This window comes from Lysinibacillus phoenicis (assembly GCF_047238325.1).
In the GTDB taxonomy this organism is placed as follows: Bacteria; Bacillota; Bacilli; order Bacillales_A; family Planococcaceae; genus Lysinibacillus; species Lysinibacillus irui.
Genome location: NZ_JBDFMP010000002.1, coordinates 1,751,969 through 1,770,206, shown reverse-complemented (window position 1 = coordinate 1,770,206; position 18,238 = coordinate 1,751,969). Strand labels below are relative to the sequence as shown.

Annotated in this window: 20 protein-coding genes; all 20 read left to right on the top strand. The window is 37.8% G+C overall.

Features of this window, described 5'->3' with window-relative positions; translation table 11 throughout:
• Entirely contained in the window at positions 1-609 is a 609-nt protein-coding gene (locus tag ABC382_RS10530; RefSeq protein WP_274795964.1) for a MotE family protein, read from the top strand.
• A gap of 26 nt (positions 610-635) precedes the next feature.
• A complete protein-coding gene (locus ABC382_RS10525; protein ID WP_322611413.1) occupies positions 636-1,883 on the top strand; it encodes a flagellar hook-length control protein FliK in 1,248 nt (415 codons plus the stop codon).
• A gap of 2 nt (positions 1,884-1,885) precedes the next feature.
• Positions 1,886-2,578 carry a flagellar hook assembly protein FlgD gene (gene flgD / locus ABC382_RS10520; RefSeq protein ID WP_274795966.1) on the top strand — a complete coding sequence of 231 codons (693 nt, stop codon included), beginning with the start codon at positions 1,886-1,888 and terminating at the stop codon, positions 2,576-2,578.
• Positions 2,579-2,593: 15 nt separating this feature from the next.
• Entirely contained in the window at positions 2,594-2,965 is a 372-nt protein-coding gene (locus tag ABC382_RS10515) for a TIGR02530 family flagellar biosynthesis protein (protein WP_322605967.1), read from the top strand.
• Positions 2,966-3,051: 86 nt separating this feature from the next.
• Entirely contained in the window at positions 3,052-4,020 is a 969-nt protein-coding gene (locus tag ABC382_RS10510) for a flagellar hook-basal body complex protein (protein ID WP_274795968.1), read from the top strand.
• 99 nt (positions 4,021-4,119) lie between these two features.
• Entirely contained in the window at positions 4,120-4,341 is a 222-nt protein-coding gene (locus ABC382_RS10505; protein WP_274795969.1) for a flagellar FlbD family protein, read from the top strand.
• Complete coding sequence (gene fliL / locus ABC382_RS10500; RefSeq protein WP_322611414.1) at positions 4,331-4,759, top strand: flagellar basal body-associated protein FliL; 429 nt, start codon at positions 4,331-4,333, stop codon at positions 4,757-4,759. Before ABC382_RS10505 ends, fliL begins: the two co-directional genes overlap by 11 nt.
• A 31-nt stretch (positions 4,760-4,790) precedes the next feature.
• Entirely contained in the window at positions 4,791-5,786 is a 996-nt protein-coding gene (fliM, locus tag ABC382_RS10495; RefSeq protein ID WP_274795973.1) for a flagellar motor switch protein FliM, read from the top strand.
• Positions 5,779-7,002, top strand: coding sequence for a flagellar motor switch phosphatase FliY (gene fliY, locus ABC382_RS10490; protein ID WP_312505180.1), 1,224 nt, complete (start codon positions 5,779-5,781; stop codon positions 7,000-7,002). Before fliM ends, fliY begins: the two co-directional genes overlap by 8 nt.
• Positions 7,003-7,023: 21 nt before the next feature.
• Entirely contained in the window at positions 7,024-7,386 is a 363-nt protein-coding gene (locus ABC382_RS10485) for a response regulator (protein WP_008180756.1), read from the top strand.
• Positions 7,387-7,390: 4 nt separating this feature from the next.
• Positions 7,391-8,071, top strand: coding sequence for a flagellar biosynthetic protein FliO (locus ABC382_RS10480; RefSeq protein ID WP_274795975.1), 681 nt, complete (start codon positions 7,391-7,393; stop codon positions 8,069-8,071).
• A complete protein-coding gene (gene fliP, locus ABC382_RS10475; protein WP_322611415.1) occupies positions 8,068-8,733 on the top strand; it encodes a flagellar type III secretion system pore protein FliP in 666 nt (221 codons plus the stop codon). The genes ABC382_RS10480 and fliP overlap by 4 nt, the downstream gene beginning before the upstream one ends.
• Positions 8,734-8,746: 13 nt before the next feature.
• Entirely contained in the window at positions 8,747-9,016 is a 270-nt protein-coding gene (gene fliQ / locus ABC382_RS10470; RefSeq protein ID WP_274795976.1) for a flagellar biosynthesis protein FliQ, read from the top strand.
• A gap of 4 nt (positions 9,017-9,020) precedes the next feature.
• Positions 9,021-9,794, top strand: coding sequence for a flagellar biosynthetic protein FliR (gene fliR, locus ABC382_RS10465; protein ID WP_312505184.1), 774 nt, complete (start codon positions 9,021-9,023; stop codon positions 9,792-9,794).
• A gap of 1 nt (position 9,795) precedes the next feature.
• On the top strand, positions 9,796-10,884 hold the full coding sequence (gene flhB / locus ABC382_RS10460) for a flagellar biosynthesis protein FlhB (protein ID WP_274795978.1): 1,089 nt from the start codon (positions 9,796-9,798) through the stop codon (positions 10,882-10,884).
• 24 nt (positions 10,885-10,908) lie between these two features.
• Positions 10,909-12,942, top strand: coding sequence for a flagellar biosynthesis protein FlhA (gene flhA / locus ABC382_RS10455; RefSeq protein WP_274795979.1), 2,034 nt, complete (start codon positions 10,909-10,911; stop codon positions 12,940-12,942).
• On the top strand, positions 12,939-14,135 hold the full coding sequence (gene flhF, locus ABC382_RS10450) for a flagellar biosynthesis GTPase FlhF (protein ID WP_322611416.1): 1,197 nt from the start codon (positions 12,939-12,941) through the stop codon (positions 14,133-14,135). The genes flhA and flhF overlap by 4 nt, the downstream gene beginning before the upstream one ends.
• Entirely contained in the window at positions 14,132-15,007 is an 876-nt protein-coding gene (locus ABC382_RS10445) for a MinD/ParA family protein (RefSeq protein ID WP_274795981.1), read from the top strand. Before flhF ends, ABC382_RS10445 begins: the two co-directional genes overlap by 4 nt.
• Entirely contained in the window at positions 15,008-16,162 is a 1,155-nt protein-coding gene (locus tag ABC382_RS10440; RefSeq protein WP_322611417.1) for a protein-glutamate methylesterase/protein-glutamine glutaminase, read from the top strand.
• A 15-nt stretch (positions 16,163-16,177) separates the two neighbouring features.
• Positions 16,178-18,235, top strand: a complete 2,058-nt coding sequence (locus ABC382_RS10435; RefSeq protein WP_322611418.1) for a chemotaxis protein CheA — start codon at positions 16,178-16,180, stop codon at positions 18,233-18,235.
• The last annotated feature ends 3 nt before the right edge of the window (positions 18,236-18,238 follow it).

Genomic DNA, 18,238 nt, shown 5'->3' with positions numbered 1-18,238 from the left:
ATGGCGAAAAAAGACAATCGATTAACAGCAGATTTAATAGAAGAGCAACCAAAGAAAAAAAAGGGGGGCTTTTTAAAGTTTTTTACTTGGATTGTACTGCCAATTATGTTTGTAGTAGCAGTTTTACTTGTTGTGGCAACGTTAATGAATACGAATGTATTTGATTTAGGAAAAAAAGCGATAGGTAGTTTACCTTTTATGCCAACAGAAGAGCAACAAGCAAAAGATGCTGTCGTTAATAACGACTCTAAAATAGTCAATTTACAGGCAGAGATACAAGAAAAAGAAGCAGAAATTACACAGCTACAAAAGAAGCTAGATACAACAACAACCGAAAAAGAGAAGCTAATGACAGAAAAAGAACAGCTTCAGTTTGAAATAGAAAAATTGAATCGAGAGCAAGATGAAGTAAAGCGCGATTTCAACGATATTTTATCGACGTTTGATAAGATGTCTCCTAAAGCAGCGGCACCTGTGTTGATCAATATGAGTGATACAGAAGCACTACGAATTTTAACGAATTTAAAGCCTGATAAATTAGCAGCTATATTAGAGAAAATGGATGCTAAAGATGCAGCAAAATATACTGAACTGATGGCTAAACAATAGGATTCGTGAAAGGGGGTGAAAGAACAATGGATGTAGCAATGATGCAAATGATGACTAAATCAGCGCCTACTAAAACAACAAAACCAACAACAGTTAGTAGTACGGAAGGCAAGATCAATGGAACATCGTCTAAAGATAATATATCAAAATTCGGGACGGTTTTTGGCCAAATGATGTCGTCTTCAACGCAAACAAACCAATCCTCGCAGACAACTGTAACAAATGTGCTAGAAGATTTACAATCTATTTTAAATGCTGGGTCAATGGAGGAAGTACTAGATTTACTAGAGATCCCCCATGATGATGGTTTATTAATGCTTCAGCTTGGTGAAGACGGAAAAGCAGTGGCGATGGATGAAATGCTTAATTTAGACAATATATTAAACGCCTTAGGTATTGATGAAGAGCAACTGCAAAAAGTAGTTCAACAGCTGCTAGGAGAGGAAAAGGAAGCTAGTGATGTTTGGGAGCTATTATCATTAGTGGATGCACAAGCCCCAATCCTACAAGCACAAATAGGTGCTGCATTACAGGGGGAAGGTCAAGTAACACCGAAAGAGGCAACACAGCTTCTTCAAGTGCTGAAGCTAGCCCAATTGGTAGGACAGAAAACGGACTTAACGTCAAACCAAGAAAACTTGTTATCTTCGGTTAAAGATATTTTAACGTCATTGCAAACGCAAGTAGGAACACAAGTATCACCAAAAACAACAATAACTTTCCCACTACAAGGTTTTCAGCAAGTCCAAGTAACGAAGCAGAGTGAGACAAGTACGAATGATATGGTGACACCACAAACCGTTCAAACAAAACCAGATACATTCCAGGTAACATTACCAACTGCCAAACCTGCTCAGTCAGAAGCTTTATTAAAAGAAATGCAAGCCATAATTAATAGAGCACAAATTTCTAATGCACAAGGGATCACTCGTTTAACGATTAAACTGTATCCGGAAAACCTAGGGACCGTTCGTATTGAACTTGTCCAAAATGATGGTGTACTGACAGCTCGTCTACTAGCTTCTACAGCTCATGGACGTGAGTTACTTGACAGTCAAGCACACCAGTTAAAGCAAGCGTTTGTTCAGCAAAACATTCAAGTGGATCGTCTGGATATCGCACAATCACTGCAGGATGCAGATCGTCAACAACGGGATCAAAGCTTCTTCAATAATTTCTTTAAGCAGCAGCAAGATGATGAGCAAGAACAAAACAATAATGATGACGATGAAGGATTATCCTTTAGTGACTATTTAATCAATGAGGAGGTGTAACAATGGCAGATGCAACTACGACGAAAGCGACCAATCAGGCTATAACAGACGACCTTTATTACTCTAATTATAGAAAACCTACGAAGCAAACAGGTAATAGTGAACTTGGCAAGGATGCCTTTCTACAATTGTTAATAACACAATTACAGCATCAGGATCCTACGAATCCGATGGATGACCGAGAATTTATTTCTCAGATGGCACAGTTTTCTTCTTTAGAGCAAATGCAAAATATGACAAAGGCCATGGAATCTTTACTAGCATCACAGCAACAAACACAAATGATGAGTTATTCGACATTTGTTGGCAAAGAAGTTAAATGGCATGAAATTACAGAAGAGAAAGATGAAAAAGGGAATCCTGTTGTTAATGAAGGAACAGGCGTTATCGAGTCCCTTAAATTTGTTGATGGAAGTGTTGTATTCGTTTTAGCTGATGGGAAAGAAATAACTCCGGGCAATATTTCAGGAATCTTAGGTGGCTCTGGAACAAATACCACTGGTGATAACACAGCTACAGAATCTCCACTCGTGCAGGCAAGTAAATTGATTGGTAAAAATGTGACGTATAAAGATGGAGAACAAGAATTACAAGGGCGAATCGTTTCTGTTTCAAATAAAGATGGCGTCATTTATTACGTTTTAGATAATGATAAAAAACTAACAGATAAAGATTTTACTGTAATTAGCGAATAAAGGTGGAGAAAAGTGATGGATAAGTTTTCAATTCATCGTGTACCCTTGCATCCATCTATTCGCACAACACAGCCTACATCACTCAATACACAGCATTCTTCGTTTAAAGCGCATTTACAAGAAGCGGCAAAGCAAGAGCTAAAGGTGAGCAAGCATGCGCATGAACGAATGATGGAGCGCAAAATCGATATCTCTGAACAAGAATGGCAGGTTGTATCGGATAAGGTATTTGAAGCACGCTCAAAAGGTGTCAAACAACCATTAGTTTTGATGGATCAAGCAGCTTTAATTATCAGTGCTAAAAACGCGACTGTCATTACAGCAATGGATCGCACGGAAGCAAAGCAACAGCTATTTACAAATATTGATGGCACGATTGTACTATAAAGGCCGGACCTTCTTACGTAAGGAAGCCTTAGTGATGCTGATTGATAGAGGCTCACACATAAAAAATGAAGGGAGAACGACAACTTATGTTACGTTCTATGTATTCAGGTATTTCAGGTCTTAAAAACTTCCAAACAAAGCTAGATGTTATTGGTAATAACATCGCGAATGTTAATACTGTGGGCTTTAAAAAAGGTCGAGTTCTTTTTAAAGATTTAATGTCTCAGACACAAGCTGGTGCATCTGCAGCAACTGCTACTCGAGGTGGGGTTAACCCGCAACAAGTTGGTTTGGGCGCTCAATTAGCAGCGATTGATACAATACATGGCGGCGGCTCATTACAAAGTACCGGACGTGGACTTGACTTAGGGATTGAAGGAGATGGCTTCTTTATGGTAGCCGATGCAAATGGAGCTCCAGACCCAGATAGTGGTTTTATTGATGATGAAGGATTTAATAATACTTTATTTACCCGCAATGGTGTCTTCTATATGGATAGTAATGGCTATATAGTAAATGCAGATGGGAAATATTTAGTGGGTGTAACTGCTGGAGAAGATATCGTTATGGAAACTGATGATGATGGTATTAATCCAGATGATGCACCAGTTGCTTCTGGAGATGAAGGTGCAAACTTATTTGATGATGAAGGTGTACTAACACCTGATGATGGAACTGTGGGACCAATACGTATCCCAACGACTGCTAAAGAGATTAGCATCGGGGCTAATGGTACGATTGAATATGTAGACCTAAACGGTGATCGTAAATGGGCAGGCCAGCTAGTTATGGCTAAATTCCCAAATGCTGGAGGTCTTTCTAAGGTTGGTGGGAACTATTATCAACAAACTGCTAACTCTGGTGCTGCTTATGCACAAGTAGCCACTGTTGCAGGGATGGGTAAAGTAGTGCCAGGGACAGTAGAAATGTCCAATGTTGACCTTTCAGAAGAATTTACAGAGATGATTGTAGCGCAACGTGGTTTCCAAGCAAATACACGTATTATTACTACTTCGGATGAAGTGTTACAAGAGCTAGTAAACTTAAAACGATAATCTTATAGTGTAGTCCTTTCAAAGTGGACTTTTAATAAAACATATTTTCATATGAGGGAGGGTCGGGCCGGCTCTCATGCTAGACCCGGCCCTATTTCAATGATAGAGCTAACACGTCTTAGTGGCAAAGCATTTACATTAAACGCTTTATACATAGAAACAGTCGAATCTTTCCCAGATACGACTATTACTTTAACAACTGGAACAAAAGTAATTGTTTTAGAGAGTGAAGATGAGGTGCGACAAAAGGTAACTGCCTTTTATAACAATATACAAATTTTATCCAACCCGCATCTACGAGGTGAAAAAGATGAAGAATAATAAAATGTTAACAATGATTATTATTTTGCTAGTGGCAGTCATACTGATTGGGGTTATTTTGTTTGTATTGCTTACACAATTTAATAAACCAACAGGAGCTGTTGAGCCATCCATTGATGAGATTGTAGAGTCCACAGTGGAGGTACCAGAAATCACAACAAATCTTGCTGATAAAAGAGTTGTGCGCTTGTCATTAAAAATTCAAACAACAAGTAAAGATGCTGCTGCAGAATTAACAAAGCGTGTTTTCCAAGTGCAAAACATTGCCATTCAAGAGCTTTCTGAAATGGAGCAAAAGGATTTAGAAGGTAAGCAAGGCAAACTAATTTTCCAAAAATCATTAAAAACAAGGTTAAATGAATTGATGCAAGAGGGAGAAGTTCAGGAAGTATATTTTACCTCCTTCATCACTCAATAAAACAGAAACTGCTTGAAATGGAGGTGGGCAAATGGCAGGAGATGTGTTATCTCAATCCGAGATAGATGCGCTGCTTTCCGCTATATCAACTGGCGAAATGTCAGCAGATGACATAAAAAAAGAGGATGAGGTTCGCAAAGTTAAAGTATATGACTTTAAACGTGCACTTAGATTCTCAAAAGATCAAATCCGAAGTTTGACCCGAATACATGAAAATTTTGCACGATTATTGACAACCTTCTTCTCTGCACAACTTAGAAGCTATGTGCAGATTACGGTTGCATCAGTAGACCAAATACCATTTGAAGAGTTTGTTCGTTCGATTCCGAATATGACACTCATTAATGTGTTTGAAGTGCCACCATTAGATGGTAATATATTGATGGAAATAAATCCGAACATTGCCTATTCCATGTTAGATCGTTTAATGGGCGGTAGTGGGGCGAGTCATAGTAATGTAGATAATCTAACTGAAATTGAAACTAAAATTATGACAAACCTTTTTGAACGTTCATTCGATAATTTACGCGAGGCATGGGAAAATGTAGCGGAAATCGATCCGATTTTAGTGGAGCTTGAAGTAAATCCACAATTTTTACAAATGATTTCACCAAATGAAACAGTTGTTGTCATTTCGTTAAATACAATCATTGGTGAGACAAGCGGCATGATTAATATTTGTATTCCTCATGTTGTATTAGAGCCAATTGTTCCAAATCTTTCTGTTCGCTATTGGATGCAAACCAATACAAAAGAAATGTCTCCAGAACAAACAAAAATGCTGGAAACGCGTGTGAAACAAGCTCAATTACCACTTTCAGTTGAATTAGGTTTAACAGACATCACAATCGAAGATTTCCTTACAATGCAAGTTGGCGATGTTATTCAGTTAGATCAAAAAATTGAAGACCCATTACTATTGAAAGTAGGAACATTGCCGAAGTTTACTGTTCAACCAGGTAAGCAAGGTAAAAAATTAGCAATCCAGATTATCGACCCTTTGAAAGGAGGAGACGAAGATGAGTGATGAAATGCTCTCCCAAGAAGAAATTGAAGCGTTATTAAGGGGCGAGACGTTGGAAGATAAAAACAGCGACACTGCAGCTTCTTCAAATGATGAAACAAATGAAATTAGAGTAGAGGATTACCTAGATTCGTTTGCACAAGATGCATTAGGTGAGGTAGGTAATATTTCTTTTGGAAGCTCTGCTACAGCTCTTTCTGCGTTATTAGGTCAAAAAGTTGATATTACTACACCAAGTATTTCAATGATTAATCGCAATAAATTAGAAGAGGAATTTCCTCATCCTTATGTGGCTGTTCAAGTGGAATACACGATTGGTTTAACGGGTATGAATTTACTTGTTATTAAACAATCGGATGCAGCCATTATTGCTGATTTAATGTTAGGTGGCGATGGATTAAATCCAAAGCCAGACTTAGGTGAAATTCAGTTAAGTGCTGTTCAAGAGGCAATGAACCAAATGATGGGTTCAGCGGCAACATCAATGTCAACAGTATTCAACAAAAAAGTGGATATCTCTCCACCGACAATAGATTTAATGAATATTTCACAAGACGAAGGTCGAGAGAATATACCAGAAGATGATTTACTCGTTAAAGTTTCATTTAGACTGCGAATTGGTAATTTAATTGATTCAAATTTAATGCAGCTCTTACCGCTTAAATTTAGTCAAAACATCGTAAAATCTCTATTAGGTGAAACAGAGTCAATTGAAGAACCAGTGGCTGCTACTATTGCTCCTGAAGCACCTCCAGTTGCACCAACGCCTGTTCAACAATCGGCGCCTGCAACACCGCCACCTGCCCAACCAATTTATGAGCAGCCGGCAGCACCAATGCAGCAACCTATATATCAGGAGCAACCACAGTTTACGCAACCATCAAGGCCTGCCCAACCTGTGAATGTGCAACAAGCACAGTTTGCTAGCTTCGATACAAATGTAATCTCTCAGTCTGAAGCTAGAAATTTAAATATGCTACTTGATATTCCATTGCAAGTTACTGTAGAGTTAGGACGTACGAAGCGTTCTGTAAAAGAGATTTTAGAACTATCAAGTGGTTCGATTATTGAACTAGATAAATTAGCCGGGGAACCGGTTGATATTTTAGTGAATAGTCGTTTAATCGCTAAGGGTGAAGTTGTTGTTATTGATGAGAACTTTGGTGTTCGTATTACAGATGTTTTAAGTCAAGCAGAACGTTTAAATAATTTAAGATAGTTTCAATTGGAGGAGTTAACCATGTCTAAAAGAATTTTGATTGTAGACGATGCTGCATTTATGCGCATGATGATCAAGGATATTTTATCAAAAAATGGATTTGAAGTTGTTGGAGAGGCAGCAGATGGTTTACAGGCTGTTGAAAAGTACAATGAATTAAAACCAGATTTAGTAACAATGGATATTACAATGCCAGAGATGGATGGTATTGCTGCTCTTAAAGCAATTAAGGGTTCTGATCCAAGTGCAACTGTAATTATGTGCTCAGCAATGGGACAACAAGCAATGGTAATCGATGCAATTCAAGCTGGTGCAAAGGACTTTATCGTTAAGCCTTTCCAAGCAGATCGAGTAATTGAAGCGATTCAAAAAGCATTAGGATGATTGCATGAAAATGTTAAAATCATTTCGTTTAACGATGATTTTCGCATTTCTTGTAACCTTCCTGTTTTTATACCCGACACCAGCTTCTGTCTATGCAGACGCTGATACGAATAGTGTCACGGATTGCATTCAAAACCCAGAAGCTTGTAATGGAGATACTACTGATCCAGCTGCTAAACAAGAGACAAATGTATCAGCAGCTGGAGATATATCTGCATGGGAATACATAAAAATGGTTTTGGCGCTTATTTTTGTTGTAGCTTTATTTTATGGATTGATGAAGTTTTTAAACAAGCGAAATTTAAACTTCCAACGTAATCAAATGGTACAAAATTTAGGCGGTTTATCGTTAGGTGCTCAAAAATCGGTTCAGCTTTTACAAGTAGGTAAGACATTGTATCTAGTTGGTGTTGGAGAAGACGTTCAACTGTTACGTGAAATTACTGATCCAGAAGAAGTTGAAGCATTGTTAGCACTATATAACGAAAGGCAAGAACTTGCAGCAACATCACCGTATATTGCAGAAGTATTATCTAAATTTAAGAAAAAAGATCAAGTAAGCGTGCGCAATGAACAAAAGCAAGACTCATTTGGCACATTATTTGAAAAAAAGATATCCGAAATAAAACAGGAGCGTAGTGACGAGATAGAGAGATGGAAGCAAAAGGAGAAGGATGATAAATGAATGATATAATCAATGTTTTTTCCAATAGCGATCCTACCAACGTCTCTACATCTGTTAAGCTCTTACTTTTACTAACTGTTTTATCACTTGCACCGAGTATATTAATTTTGATGACATCCTTTGCTCGTATTGTCATTGTCCTATCCTTTGTGCGTACGGCATTAGCTACACAGCAAATGCCACCCAATCAAGTGATTATCGGTCTGGCACTATTTTTAACGTTCTTTATTATGGCACCAACTTTTCAGGAGGTTAATAAAGAGGCATTACAGCCGTTATTTGCTGAAGAAATCGGACTAGAAGAAGCTTATGATCGTGCAAGTGTTCCATTTAAAGAGTTTATGAGTAAGCATACAAGGCAAAAAGATCTTGATTTGTTTTTATCGTATAATCAAGCAGAAAAACCAGCATCAGTCGAAGAAATACCTCTGACAATGCTCGTTCCTGCATTTGCTTTGAGTGAAATAAAAACAGCATTTCAAATTGGATTTATGATTTTTATACCATTCCTCGTAATCGATATGATTGTTGCAAGTACATTAATGTCGATGGGGATGATGATGTTACCACCAGTAATGATTTCTTTGCCATTTAAGATTTTATTATTTGTTCTCGTCGATGGCTGGTATCTCGTTATGAAATCGTTACTACAAAGTTTTTAGGGGATGATACAGTATGACAGGTGAATTGGTTATTTCCATTGCAGAGCGTGCCATTATGATTATCCTTCTAACAAGCGGTCCGCTACTTTTAGTTGCCTTAGTTACTGGATTAGCGGTCAGTGTTTTTCAAGCAACCACTTCCATTCAAGAGCAAACATTAGCATTCGTACCAAAAATCATTGCTGTCTTTGTGGCCATTGTGTTTTTTGGCCCATGGATGTTATCTCAAGTAATTAGCTATGCGAGAGACATTTTTGAGAATTTAACGCGTTATATAGGGTGAGTCCATGAATGAATTAATTCCGCATTTAACGGTTTTCTTATTAGTACTTGTGCGCGTTTCAGCATTTTTTGTTACAGTACCATTTTTTTCGTATAGGACCATCCCGCCACAAGTCAAAATTACTCTCGCATTGGTATTAGCTTGGATGATGTATTATACACTGGATGTTGAGCCATTTGCTTTTAATGATGAATACATATTATTAGTGATGAAAGAGGCACTTGTTGGACTGTTATTTGGTCTTATTGGCTATATCATCATGTCCGCAATACAAATTGCCGGAAGCTTTATAGATTTTCAAATGGGATTTGCCATCGCCAATATCATTGACCCACAAACGGGTGCACAAAGCCCATTAATTGGCCAGTTTTTTAATATGCTAGCACTTCTTTTATTGCTAGCTATTGATGGGCATCATATGATTTTAAACGGCATTTACTATAGCTATCAATTTTTACCGATGGATCAATTTCCTAGTTTTGCGAATGAAAATTTTCCGCAGTTAATCATCACAACTTTCACAGCCGTTTTCGCGATAGCATTCCAAATGGCTGCTCCTGTGGTGGCAACCTTATTTTTAGTCGATTTAGCTTTGGGTATTACTGCGAAAACAGTGCCCCAATTAAATATATTTGTTGTAGGTTTCCCTATTAAAATTGGTGTTAGTTTTTTAGTGTTGTTTACAATGATGGCTGTAATGATTCAAGTTATTCAAAAGCTCATTACAATTATGATCTATGGTATGCGTGATTTAATGGCCATTTTAGGTGGTGGATAATATGAAACTACTACTGAATTTAGATATACAGTTTTTTTCAGGGGAAAAAACAGAAAAGGCGACACCTAAAAAACGTCAGGATGCTCGAAAAAAAGGACAGGTCGTAAAGAGTCAGGATATTACTAGTGCCATTGTCATGCTTATGGTATTTATCTTTTTATTTTTTTTCGCCGGAACTTTACGGGACGAGCTACTAGCTTTTTTTAGGCAAACTTTTATTCATAACATACGCATCGAAACATTAACTATTGACAGTGTGATGCACTTATTTACAGAAACATTGATACAAATGGCTTTTATAGTTGTACCGATTATGGCAATTGCAGTGGTTGGAGCACTGGCAGGTAACTTTCTGCAGTTTGGCTTTCTCTTTACATTAGAGCCAATGAAATTTGATTTGAAAAAGATGGACCCTATTAAAGGGTTAAAAAAGATATTTTCTGTTAAAGCCATTGTTGAGTTACTGAAGTCTGTCTTAAAGATAGGCTTTATCGGAAGTGTGACAACGATCATTATTTGGACAAACTTACCGGAAGTTTTAGCACTATCTTTTAAAAGCCCGTGGATGACGCTCATAACAGTAGGGAAGCTTGTTGGCATTATGGGTATAGCGGCTTCTTTAGTTTTACTTTGTGTATCCCTCTTAGACTGGATTTATCAAAAATATGAATATGAAAAAAATCTTAAAATGTCTAAGCAAGATATTAAAGATGAATATAAAAATAGTGAGGGTGACCCTCTGATTAAATCAAAAATCAAACAACGACAACGTGAAATGGCCATGCGACGTATGATGTCAGAGGTGCCAAGTGCAGATGTTGTCATCACTAACCCTACTCACTATGCGATTGCCCTCAAATATGATGAGGATAGCATGGATGCCCCACGTATAATTGCTAAGGGGACAGACTTTATCGCTCAAAAAATTAAACTGATTGCCAAAGAACATGACGTCATTATGGTTGAAAATAGACCATTAGCACGTGCTATGTATGATCAAGTTGAAATTGGTGATCAAGTACCAGAGGAATTTTTTAAAGCAGTAGCAGAAATACTTGCTTATGTTTACCGCATTAAGCGAAAAATTTAAAGCTTTTTAGTAGGAGGGACACAAATGAAAGTTCGCGATATTGGGGTTTTAGGTGCGGTTATTTTAATCGTTGCGATGCTCATCATCCCTCTTCCTCCGTGGATGTTAAGTTTCTTAATTGTCATTAATATTACATTAGGATTAATTGTACTGCTAACAGCAATGAGCATGAAGGAAGCATTAGATTTTTCAATTTTTCCTTCAGTAATATTACTGTTAACTTTGTTCCGGTTAGGATTAAGTGTATCCACAACTCGTGCCATTCTAGCGAATGGTGATGCAGGATCTGTCGTTGAAACATTCGGTGATTTCGTAGTTGGAGGAAATATTCTTGTTGGTTTAGTTGTCTTTTTAATTCTAGTGTTAATTCAGTTTATTGTTATTACAAAAGGTGCAGAGCGGGTAGCTGAAGTTGCAGCACGTTTCACACTTGATGCAATGCCTGGTAAACAAATGAGTATTGATGCTGACTTAAATGCAGGGATTATTTCCGAAAAGGAAGCACGTGAACGTCGTGAAAAAGTATCAGGAGAAGCCGACTTCTATGGAGCGATGGACGGTGCTACAAAATTCGTAAAAGGGGATGCCATTGCCTCGATGGTAATGGTTATTATCAACCTATTATTCGGTATCATCATTGGGGTTGTCCAAATGGGGCTTCCATTTGCGGAAGCAGCAACTCATTTTTCTAAGCTAACTGTTGGTGATGGTATTGTCTCCCAAATTCCGGCCTTGCTTATTTCAACAGCCACAGGGATAGTTGTAACACGTGCATCTTCTAAAGGGAGTCTTGGCCAGGACATTACAGGACAATTATTTGCCCAAGCTAAGCTTCTTTATGTAGCTGGTGGTACAATTGTATTACTTGGTTTATTTACGCCAATTCCGGATTGGATCACACTTCCAATCGGAATTGCTCTAATAGCAGGAGCTTATATGATGGGGCGTAAGAAGCCAGAGGACGAAGAGGAATTACTTGAAATTGAGGAAGAAGTGGCAACAGATGGCATGAAGAGCCCTGAAAATGTTGTGAATTTATTAAATGTGGACCCTATCGAATTTGAATTTGGTTATGGATTAATTCCTTTAGTAGATGCTGCACAAGGTGGAGATTTATTAGATCGTGTCATCATGATTCGTCGACAGCTAGCATTAGAATTAGGAATTGTCATTCCAGTTGTTCGTATTCGTGATAATATTCAACTTCAACCAAATGAATATCGAATCAAAATAAAAGGGAACGAAATGGCACGTGGTGAGCTTTTATTAGATCATTACTTAGCGATGAGTCCAGGCGATGATGATTCTATTGAAGGTATTGATACGGTTGAGCCATCATTTGGACTACCAGCTAAATGGATTACAGAGCAAGTAAAAGAAGATGCAGAAATGTATGGTTATACTGTTGTGGATCCACCAAGTGTGGTGTCAACACACTTAACAGAAATCATACGAGCAAATGCTCATGAGTTACTAGGACGTCAAGAGACAAAGCAGCTAATCGATCATTTGCGCGAAACGCATCCAATTTTAGTAGAGGAATTGACGCCAACTCCTTTATCTACTGGAGAAATTCAAAAGGTACTTGGCAAGCTACTTCGGGAAAATGTGTCTGTCCGTAACTTACCAATTATTTTTGAAACACTTGCTGACTATGCAAAGTTAACGAGTGATACAGATATTTTAACAGAGTATGTTCGTCAAGCATTGGCTCGCCAAATTACGGCGCAGTATGTTGGAGATAGCTCAGCATTAAAGGTTATTACGGTGTCAGGTAAGGTAGAAAAAATGATTGCTGATAGTATTCAGCAAACGGATCATGGGAATTATTTAGCAATGGATCCTCAAGATTCTCAAACAGTTTTAGAGACTATTGCAGCAGAGGTAGAGCGTGTTTCCTTTATGGAGCAATCCGCTATTATTTTATGCTCTCCAGCTGTTCGTATGTACTTACGTCAACTCACGGAGCGTTATTTCCCACAAATTCCGGTTTTATCCTATAATGAGCTGGATGCTTCGGTCGAAATTCAAAGTGTTGGAGTGGTGAATGTTCAATGAAAATGAAAAAGTATTATGCATCATCCATACCAGAAGCGATGAAGCAGGTGCGGGCAGAATTAGGTGAGGACGCAGTCATTTTGAATTCAAAAGTAGTCATTAAAAAGAAATTTTTCGGTCTGATTAAACAGAAAAGTTTTGAAGTGGTTGCAGGAGTGGATGCAATGGAGCCAAATCAAGTAGCTCCAGCACCCTCACCTGCTGTATTACCTGTAGCTCCGAAAAACAATGCAAGGCTACAAGAGATTACTGATGCTATTCAAGCAAAAATTCATCAAGATCAAATACCGCAGGATGCAGCTATACTAGAGGACACTAGTATGTCTGAAGAATTGAGGAAGGAAATTGCTGATTTAAAATCTTTAATGCAATCCATGCATAAAAAGACTACCCAAGCTCAATATCCCGATGAACTCTTACCCTTCATTGAATACTTAAGACAGCAAGAGCTAAGTGAAGAGCTCATCACAACGATAGGTGATGAGCTTTTTATGCATTTTAAAGAAGCGTCAGAAATAAATTTCTCACAATGTAAAATGATTACGAAAAATTTACTACGTAAAAAGTTAGAAGTTCTTCAAGTAGGGGGATTATCCTACGAAAGAAAGTATATCAATGTTTTAGGACCAACAGGTGTTGGAAAGACAACAACCATTGCCAAAATGGCAGCTAGAGCTGTGTTAGAAAAAAAGAAAAAGGTTGGCTTTATCACGACTGACACATATCGAATTGCTGCAATAGAGCAGCTAAAAACATATGCTGGGCTTTTACAGGCACCTGTCGAAATAGCCTATAATGCCACAGATTTTGAGCAAGCCGTGCAAAAGTTATCCCATTTAGATTTAGTTTTTATTGATACAGCTGGCCGAAATTATAAAGAAGTTAAATATGTGGAAGATCTCCAGCGTCTCATAAAATTTGATGATCAAGCAGAATCTTACTTAGTCCTTGCCATGACAACGAAAGAAAAGGATATGGAAAACATTGTTGACCAATTTAAACAAGTACCGATTGAAAAATTTATTTTCACTAAGATTGATGAAACAAATTCTATTGGCACTATGATCAATTTAATGATTAAATATAATAAAGGACTTGCTTACTATACGAATGGTCAAGAAGTACCAGAAGATATTGAGGAAGCTGATTTAGAAGCAGTGCTTAATTTGTTTTTTCAAGGTGAAGAAAAATGAGAGACCAAGCTGAAGCATTACGCTTGAAAATGATGAAACAGCAAGGCGAACTAGGTAGAGCAATTGCAATTGTTAGTGGGAAAGGTGGGGTAGGTAAAAGTAACTTCACAATGAATTTTGCTATGACTTTAGTCCAAAAAGGTAAAAAAGTTGCCGTTGTTGATATGGATATTGGGATGGGGAATATCCATATTCTAATTGGAAGAAATGTTTCTAATAGTTTAAAAGATTACCTAGAAGGAAATAAGCAACTTGATGAGGTCATATTTGAAGGACCCTATGGTTTAAAATATATTTCAGGTGGATCAGGTATGACAAGCGTACTTGAGTGGTCACATAGTATGTTTGAGCGACTTATTCTTGCATTTGAACAGCTTCAAAAAAACTATGATTATATTTTATTTGATATGGGGGCTGGTGCGACAAATTGGTCGCTAGACTTACTAACATCCATTGATGAAATTATTGTTATTTCAACTGCGGAACCTACCTCTATAACAGATGCATATTCCATGATGAAATATATACATGTTCGAGATCCAGAAAAGCAGTTTTATACTCTCTGTAACCGTGCTTTTAGCAAAGAAGAAGGAATAGAAACGAATGAACGATTAAAGGTAACGATGAAACGTTTTTTAGACAAAGAGATAGAAACTCTTGGTTCTTTACCTGAGGATCCAATTGTGCGTAAGGCCGTGCGTGAGCAAGTACCATTCTCTCTTGCTTACCCAGACGCACTCATTTCAAAGACATTACAGCTCATTGTTGTACGATTTATAGAGCATCGTGTGGAGGAAATACATGCACATGATCAAGCAGCAAAAAAATTTATAACAAAACTCAGAAGTATTTTCTCGAAAGGGCGTGATTAATTGGACTTTTTACATAAAAGCAAGCTATTAGTTGTGGATGATTCTGCTTTTATGAGAAAGCTAATTAGTGACTTTTTTGTTGGCAACTCGAAGGTAGAAGTTGTTGGAACAGCACGGAATGGAAAAGATGCGATCAAAAAGATACAATCGTTGAAGCCTACAGTTGTGACAATGGATATTGAAATGCCCGAATTGAATGGGCTCGATGCTTTAAAAGAAATTATGAAACAATGTCCAGTTCCCGTAGTAATGCTCTCGAGTACCACACAGCGTGGGACAGAAAATGCGATAGCAGCAATTGAGAGTGGTGCAGTAGATTTTGTCGCAAAGCCAAGCGGAACTATTTCTCTTGATTTACATAAAATCCAAAATGAGCTCGTTCGTAAAGTGGAGCAAGCTGCTATGGTGCCAATTTCCAAATTGAAAAAACCTTCTGGTAGTAAAAGACAACAAGAACCAGTGACAAAGGCGAGTACCGTAATAAATGAATTACAACAGGGTGGACGAGCACATACTCCTGCAAATGCTACTGCTACTAAGGTAGCGGTAACAAGGCCACAGGTAGAATGGAGTAAAGTTGGGAAAAAAATTGTGCTAATTGGTACGTCCACCGGAGGACCTCGTGCACTTCAGGAGGTTGTAACTAAAATCCCTAAATCCATCCAAGCACCAATATTAATTGTTCAGCATATGCCTGCTGGATTTACTAAATCACTTGCTACTCGTCTCGATCAGCTGAGTGAAATTACTGTAAAGGAAGCTGAACAGGGAGATATATTGCAAAATGGAGTGGCCTATATTGCACCAGGTGGTTATCATATAAAACTCAGAAAAGTAGGGACGACTTTTGGTATTGTTCTAGATAACCAAGAACCACCAAGATCAGGCCATCGACCTTCTGTTGATGTGATGTTTGAAGATGTTAGTCAGTTTAACGATTTTGATAAAGTAGCAGTGATTATGACAGGTATGGGTCATGACGGTTCTAACGGATTAAAGGTATTAAAAAGTACTGGTAACGTTATTGCAATTGCAGAGTCATCAGAAACATGCATTGTATATGGTATGCCAAAAGCAGCGGTTGAAACGCAACTTGTAGATGAAGTTGCAGATGTAGATGATATTGCACAAACAATAATGAAATATTTGCCTTAAAAGGGGTGTCCTCTTATGGAAGTCAATCAATATTTAGAGATGTTTATTGAAGAAAGTAAAGAGCATTTACAAGCGTGTAGTGAACATTTATTAGAATTAGAAAAAAATCCAGAAGACTTAGCAATTGTTGGGGAAATCTTCCGTTCAGCCCATACGTTAAAAGGTATGTCTGCCACAATGGGATTTGAAGATTTAGCTGATTTAACCCATAAAATGGAAAATGTTTTAGATGCTATTCGAAATGAAAAGATTCATGTAACACCTGAAATTTTAGACGTTGTCTTTGAATCTGTTGATCATTTAGAAGAAATGGTGATGGATATTGCGAACGGCGGTGATGGAAAACGTGATGTTTCATCAACGGTTGCGCAGCTTAAACGGATTGAATTAGGTGAGGAAGCAGTAGCTGAGGTGGTAGCAACAGCCGTAGCACCAGCTGTAGAAAGTGTTTTAGAATATGATAGTTTTGAACAAACAGTTATTACTCAATCATCAGAACAAGGCTTTAATGCTTATGAAATTTCAGTTACGTTACGTGAGGATTGCCTTCTAAAGGCTGCACGTGTATTTATGGTATTTGAGATTTTAGAAAAAGATGGGGATGTCATTAAATCAAGTCCATCGGTTGAAAAACTTGAAGATGAACAGTTTGATCAACAATTTTATGTTGCATTTGTGACAAAAGAATCAGCAGAAGATATGCAGAAAAAGCTGATGAAAGTTTCAGAGGTTGAGGAAGTTGTTGTGACAACTATTGACCAAAAGAAATTTAGTGAAAAAGAATATGAAGCTCAACAAGAAATAGCTGCAACGGCCACTGCGGTAGTTGAGATGGAGGCTACACCTGTTAAAGCCGAACCAGTTGCAAAGCCAGCTAAATCAGCAGCTCCTAACAAGGCTGATAAAACACATGCACCAGTTGGGAATAAAACAATTCGTGTAAATATTGAACGACTTGATATTTTAATGAACTTATTTGAGGAGCTAGTCATTGATCGTGGTCGCCTTCAATCTATCGCTACAGAAGTGAATCATGGAGAACTCAATGAAACAGTTGAGCGAATGAGTCGTGTAATGGGTGATTTACAAACAATCATTTTAACGATGCGCATGGTTCCAGTCGAAACTGTTTTCAACCGTTTCCCAAAAATGATTCGTCAACTATCGCGTGACTTAAATAAGAAAATTAACCTTGAAATTATTGGTGCTGAAACTGAATTAGATCGTACGGTTATCGATGAAATTGGTGATCCGCTAGTCCATTTAATCCGTAATTCCGTAGACCATGGAATTGAGAATCCAACGGCTCGTCGTGCAAAAGGCAAGCCAGAGGAAGGAACGGTGGTATTACGTGCATACCATAGTGGTAACTACGTCTTTATCGAGATTGAAGATGATGGTGCAGGCATCAATCGTGAAAAAGTACTAGCGAAAGCTATTTCAAAAGGCATTGTGACACAAGAACAATCTTATTCAATGTCTGATCAACAAATCAATGAGCTTATTTTAGCTTCAGGCTTCTCGACTGCAGATGTTATTTCAGATGTGTCTGGTCGTGGGGTAGGATTAGATGTTGTGAAAACAACAATTGAATCATTAGGTGGCAATATTTCAATTGAATCTACACAAGACGTTGGTTCCATCTTTTCAATTCAATTACCACTGACATTATCTATTATTTCAGTAATGCTTGTGGAAATTGAAAAGGAAATTTATGCAATTCCGCTGTCGTCTATTATTGAAACATCTATTATCCGTTCATCAGAGATTATGAATGCACATAATCAAAAAGTAATCGACTTCCGTGGCAAGGTTGTTCCTTTGGTATTTTTAGAGGAAATCTTTGAAGTTCCACGTAAAGCACCGCAAGAGGAAGAATTCCATTCAGTAGTAATTGTCCGCAAAGGTGAAAAACTTGCTGGTTTAGTAGTGGATTCTTTCATTGGCCAACAAGAAATTGTCTTGAAGTCATTAGGAAATTACTTAACAAATATCTTTGCGATTTCCGGTGCAACTATTTTAGGTAATGGCAAGGTAGCCTTGATTGTAGATTGCAACGCATTAATTAAGTAAGGT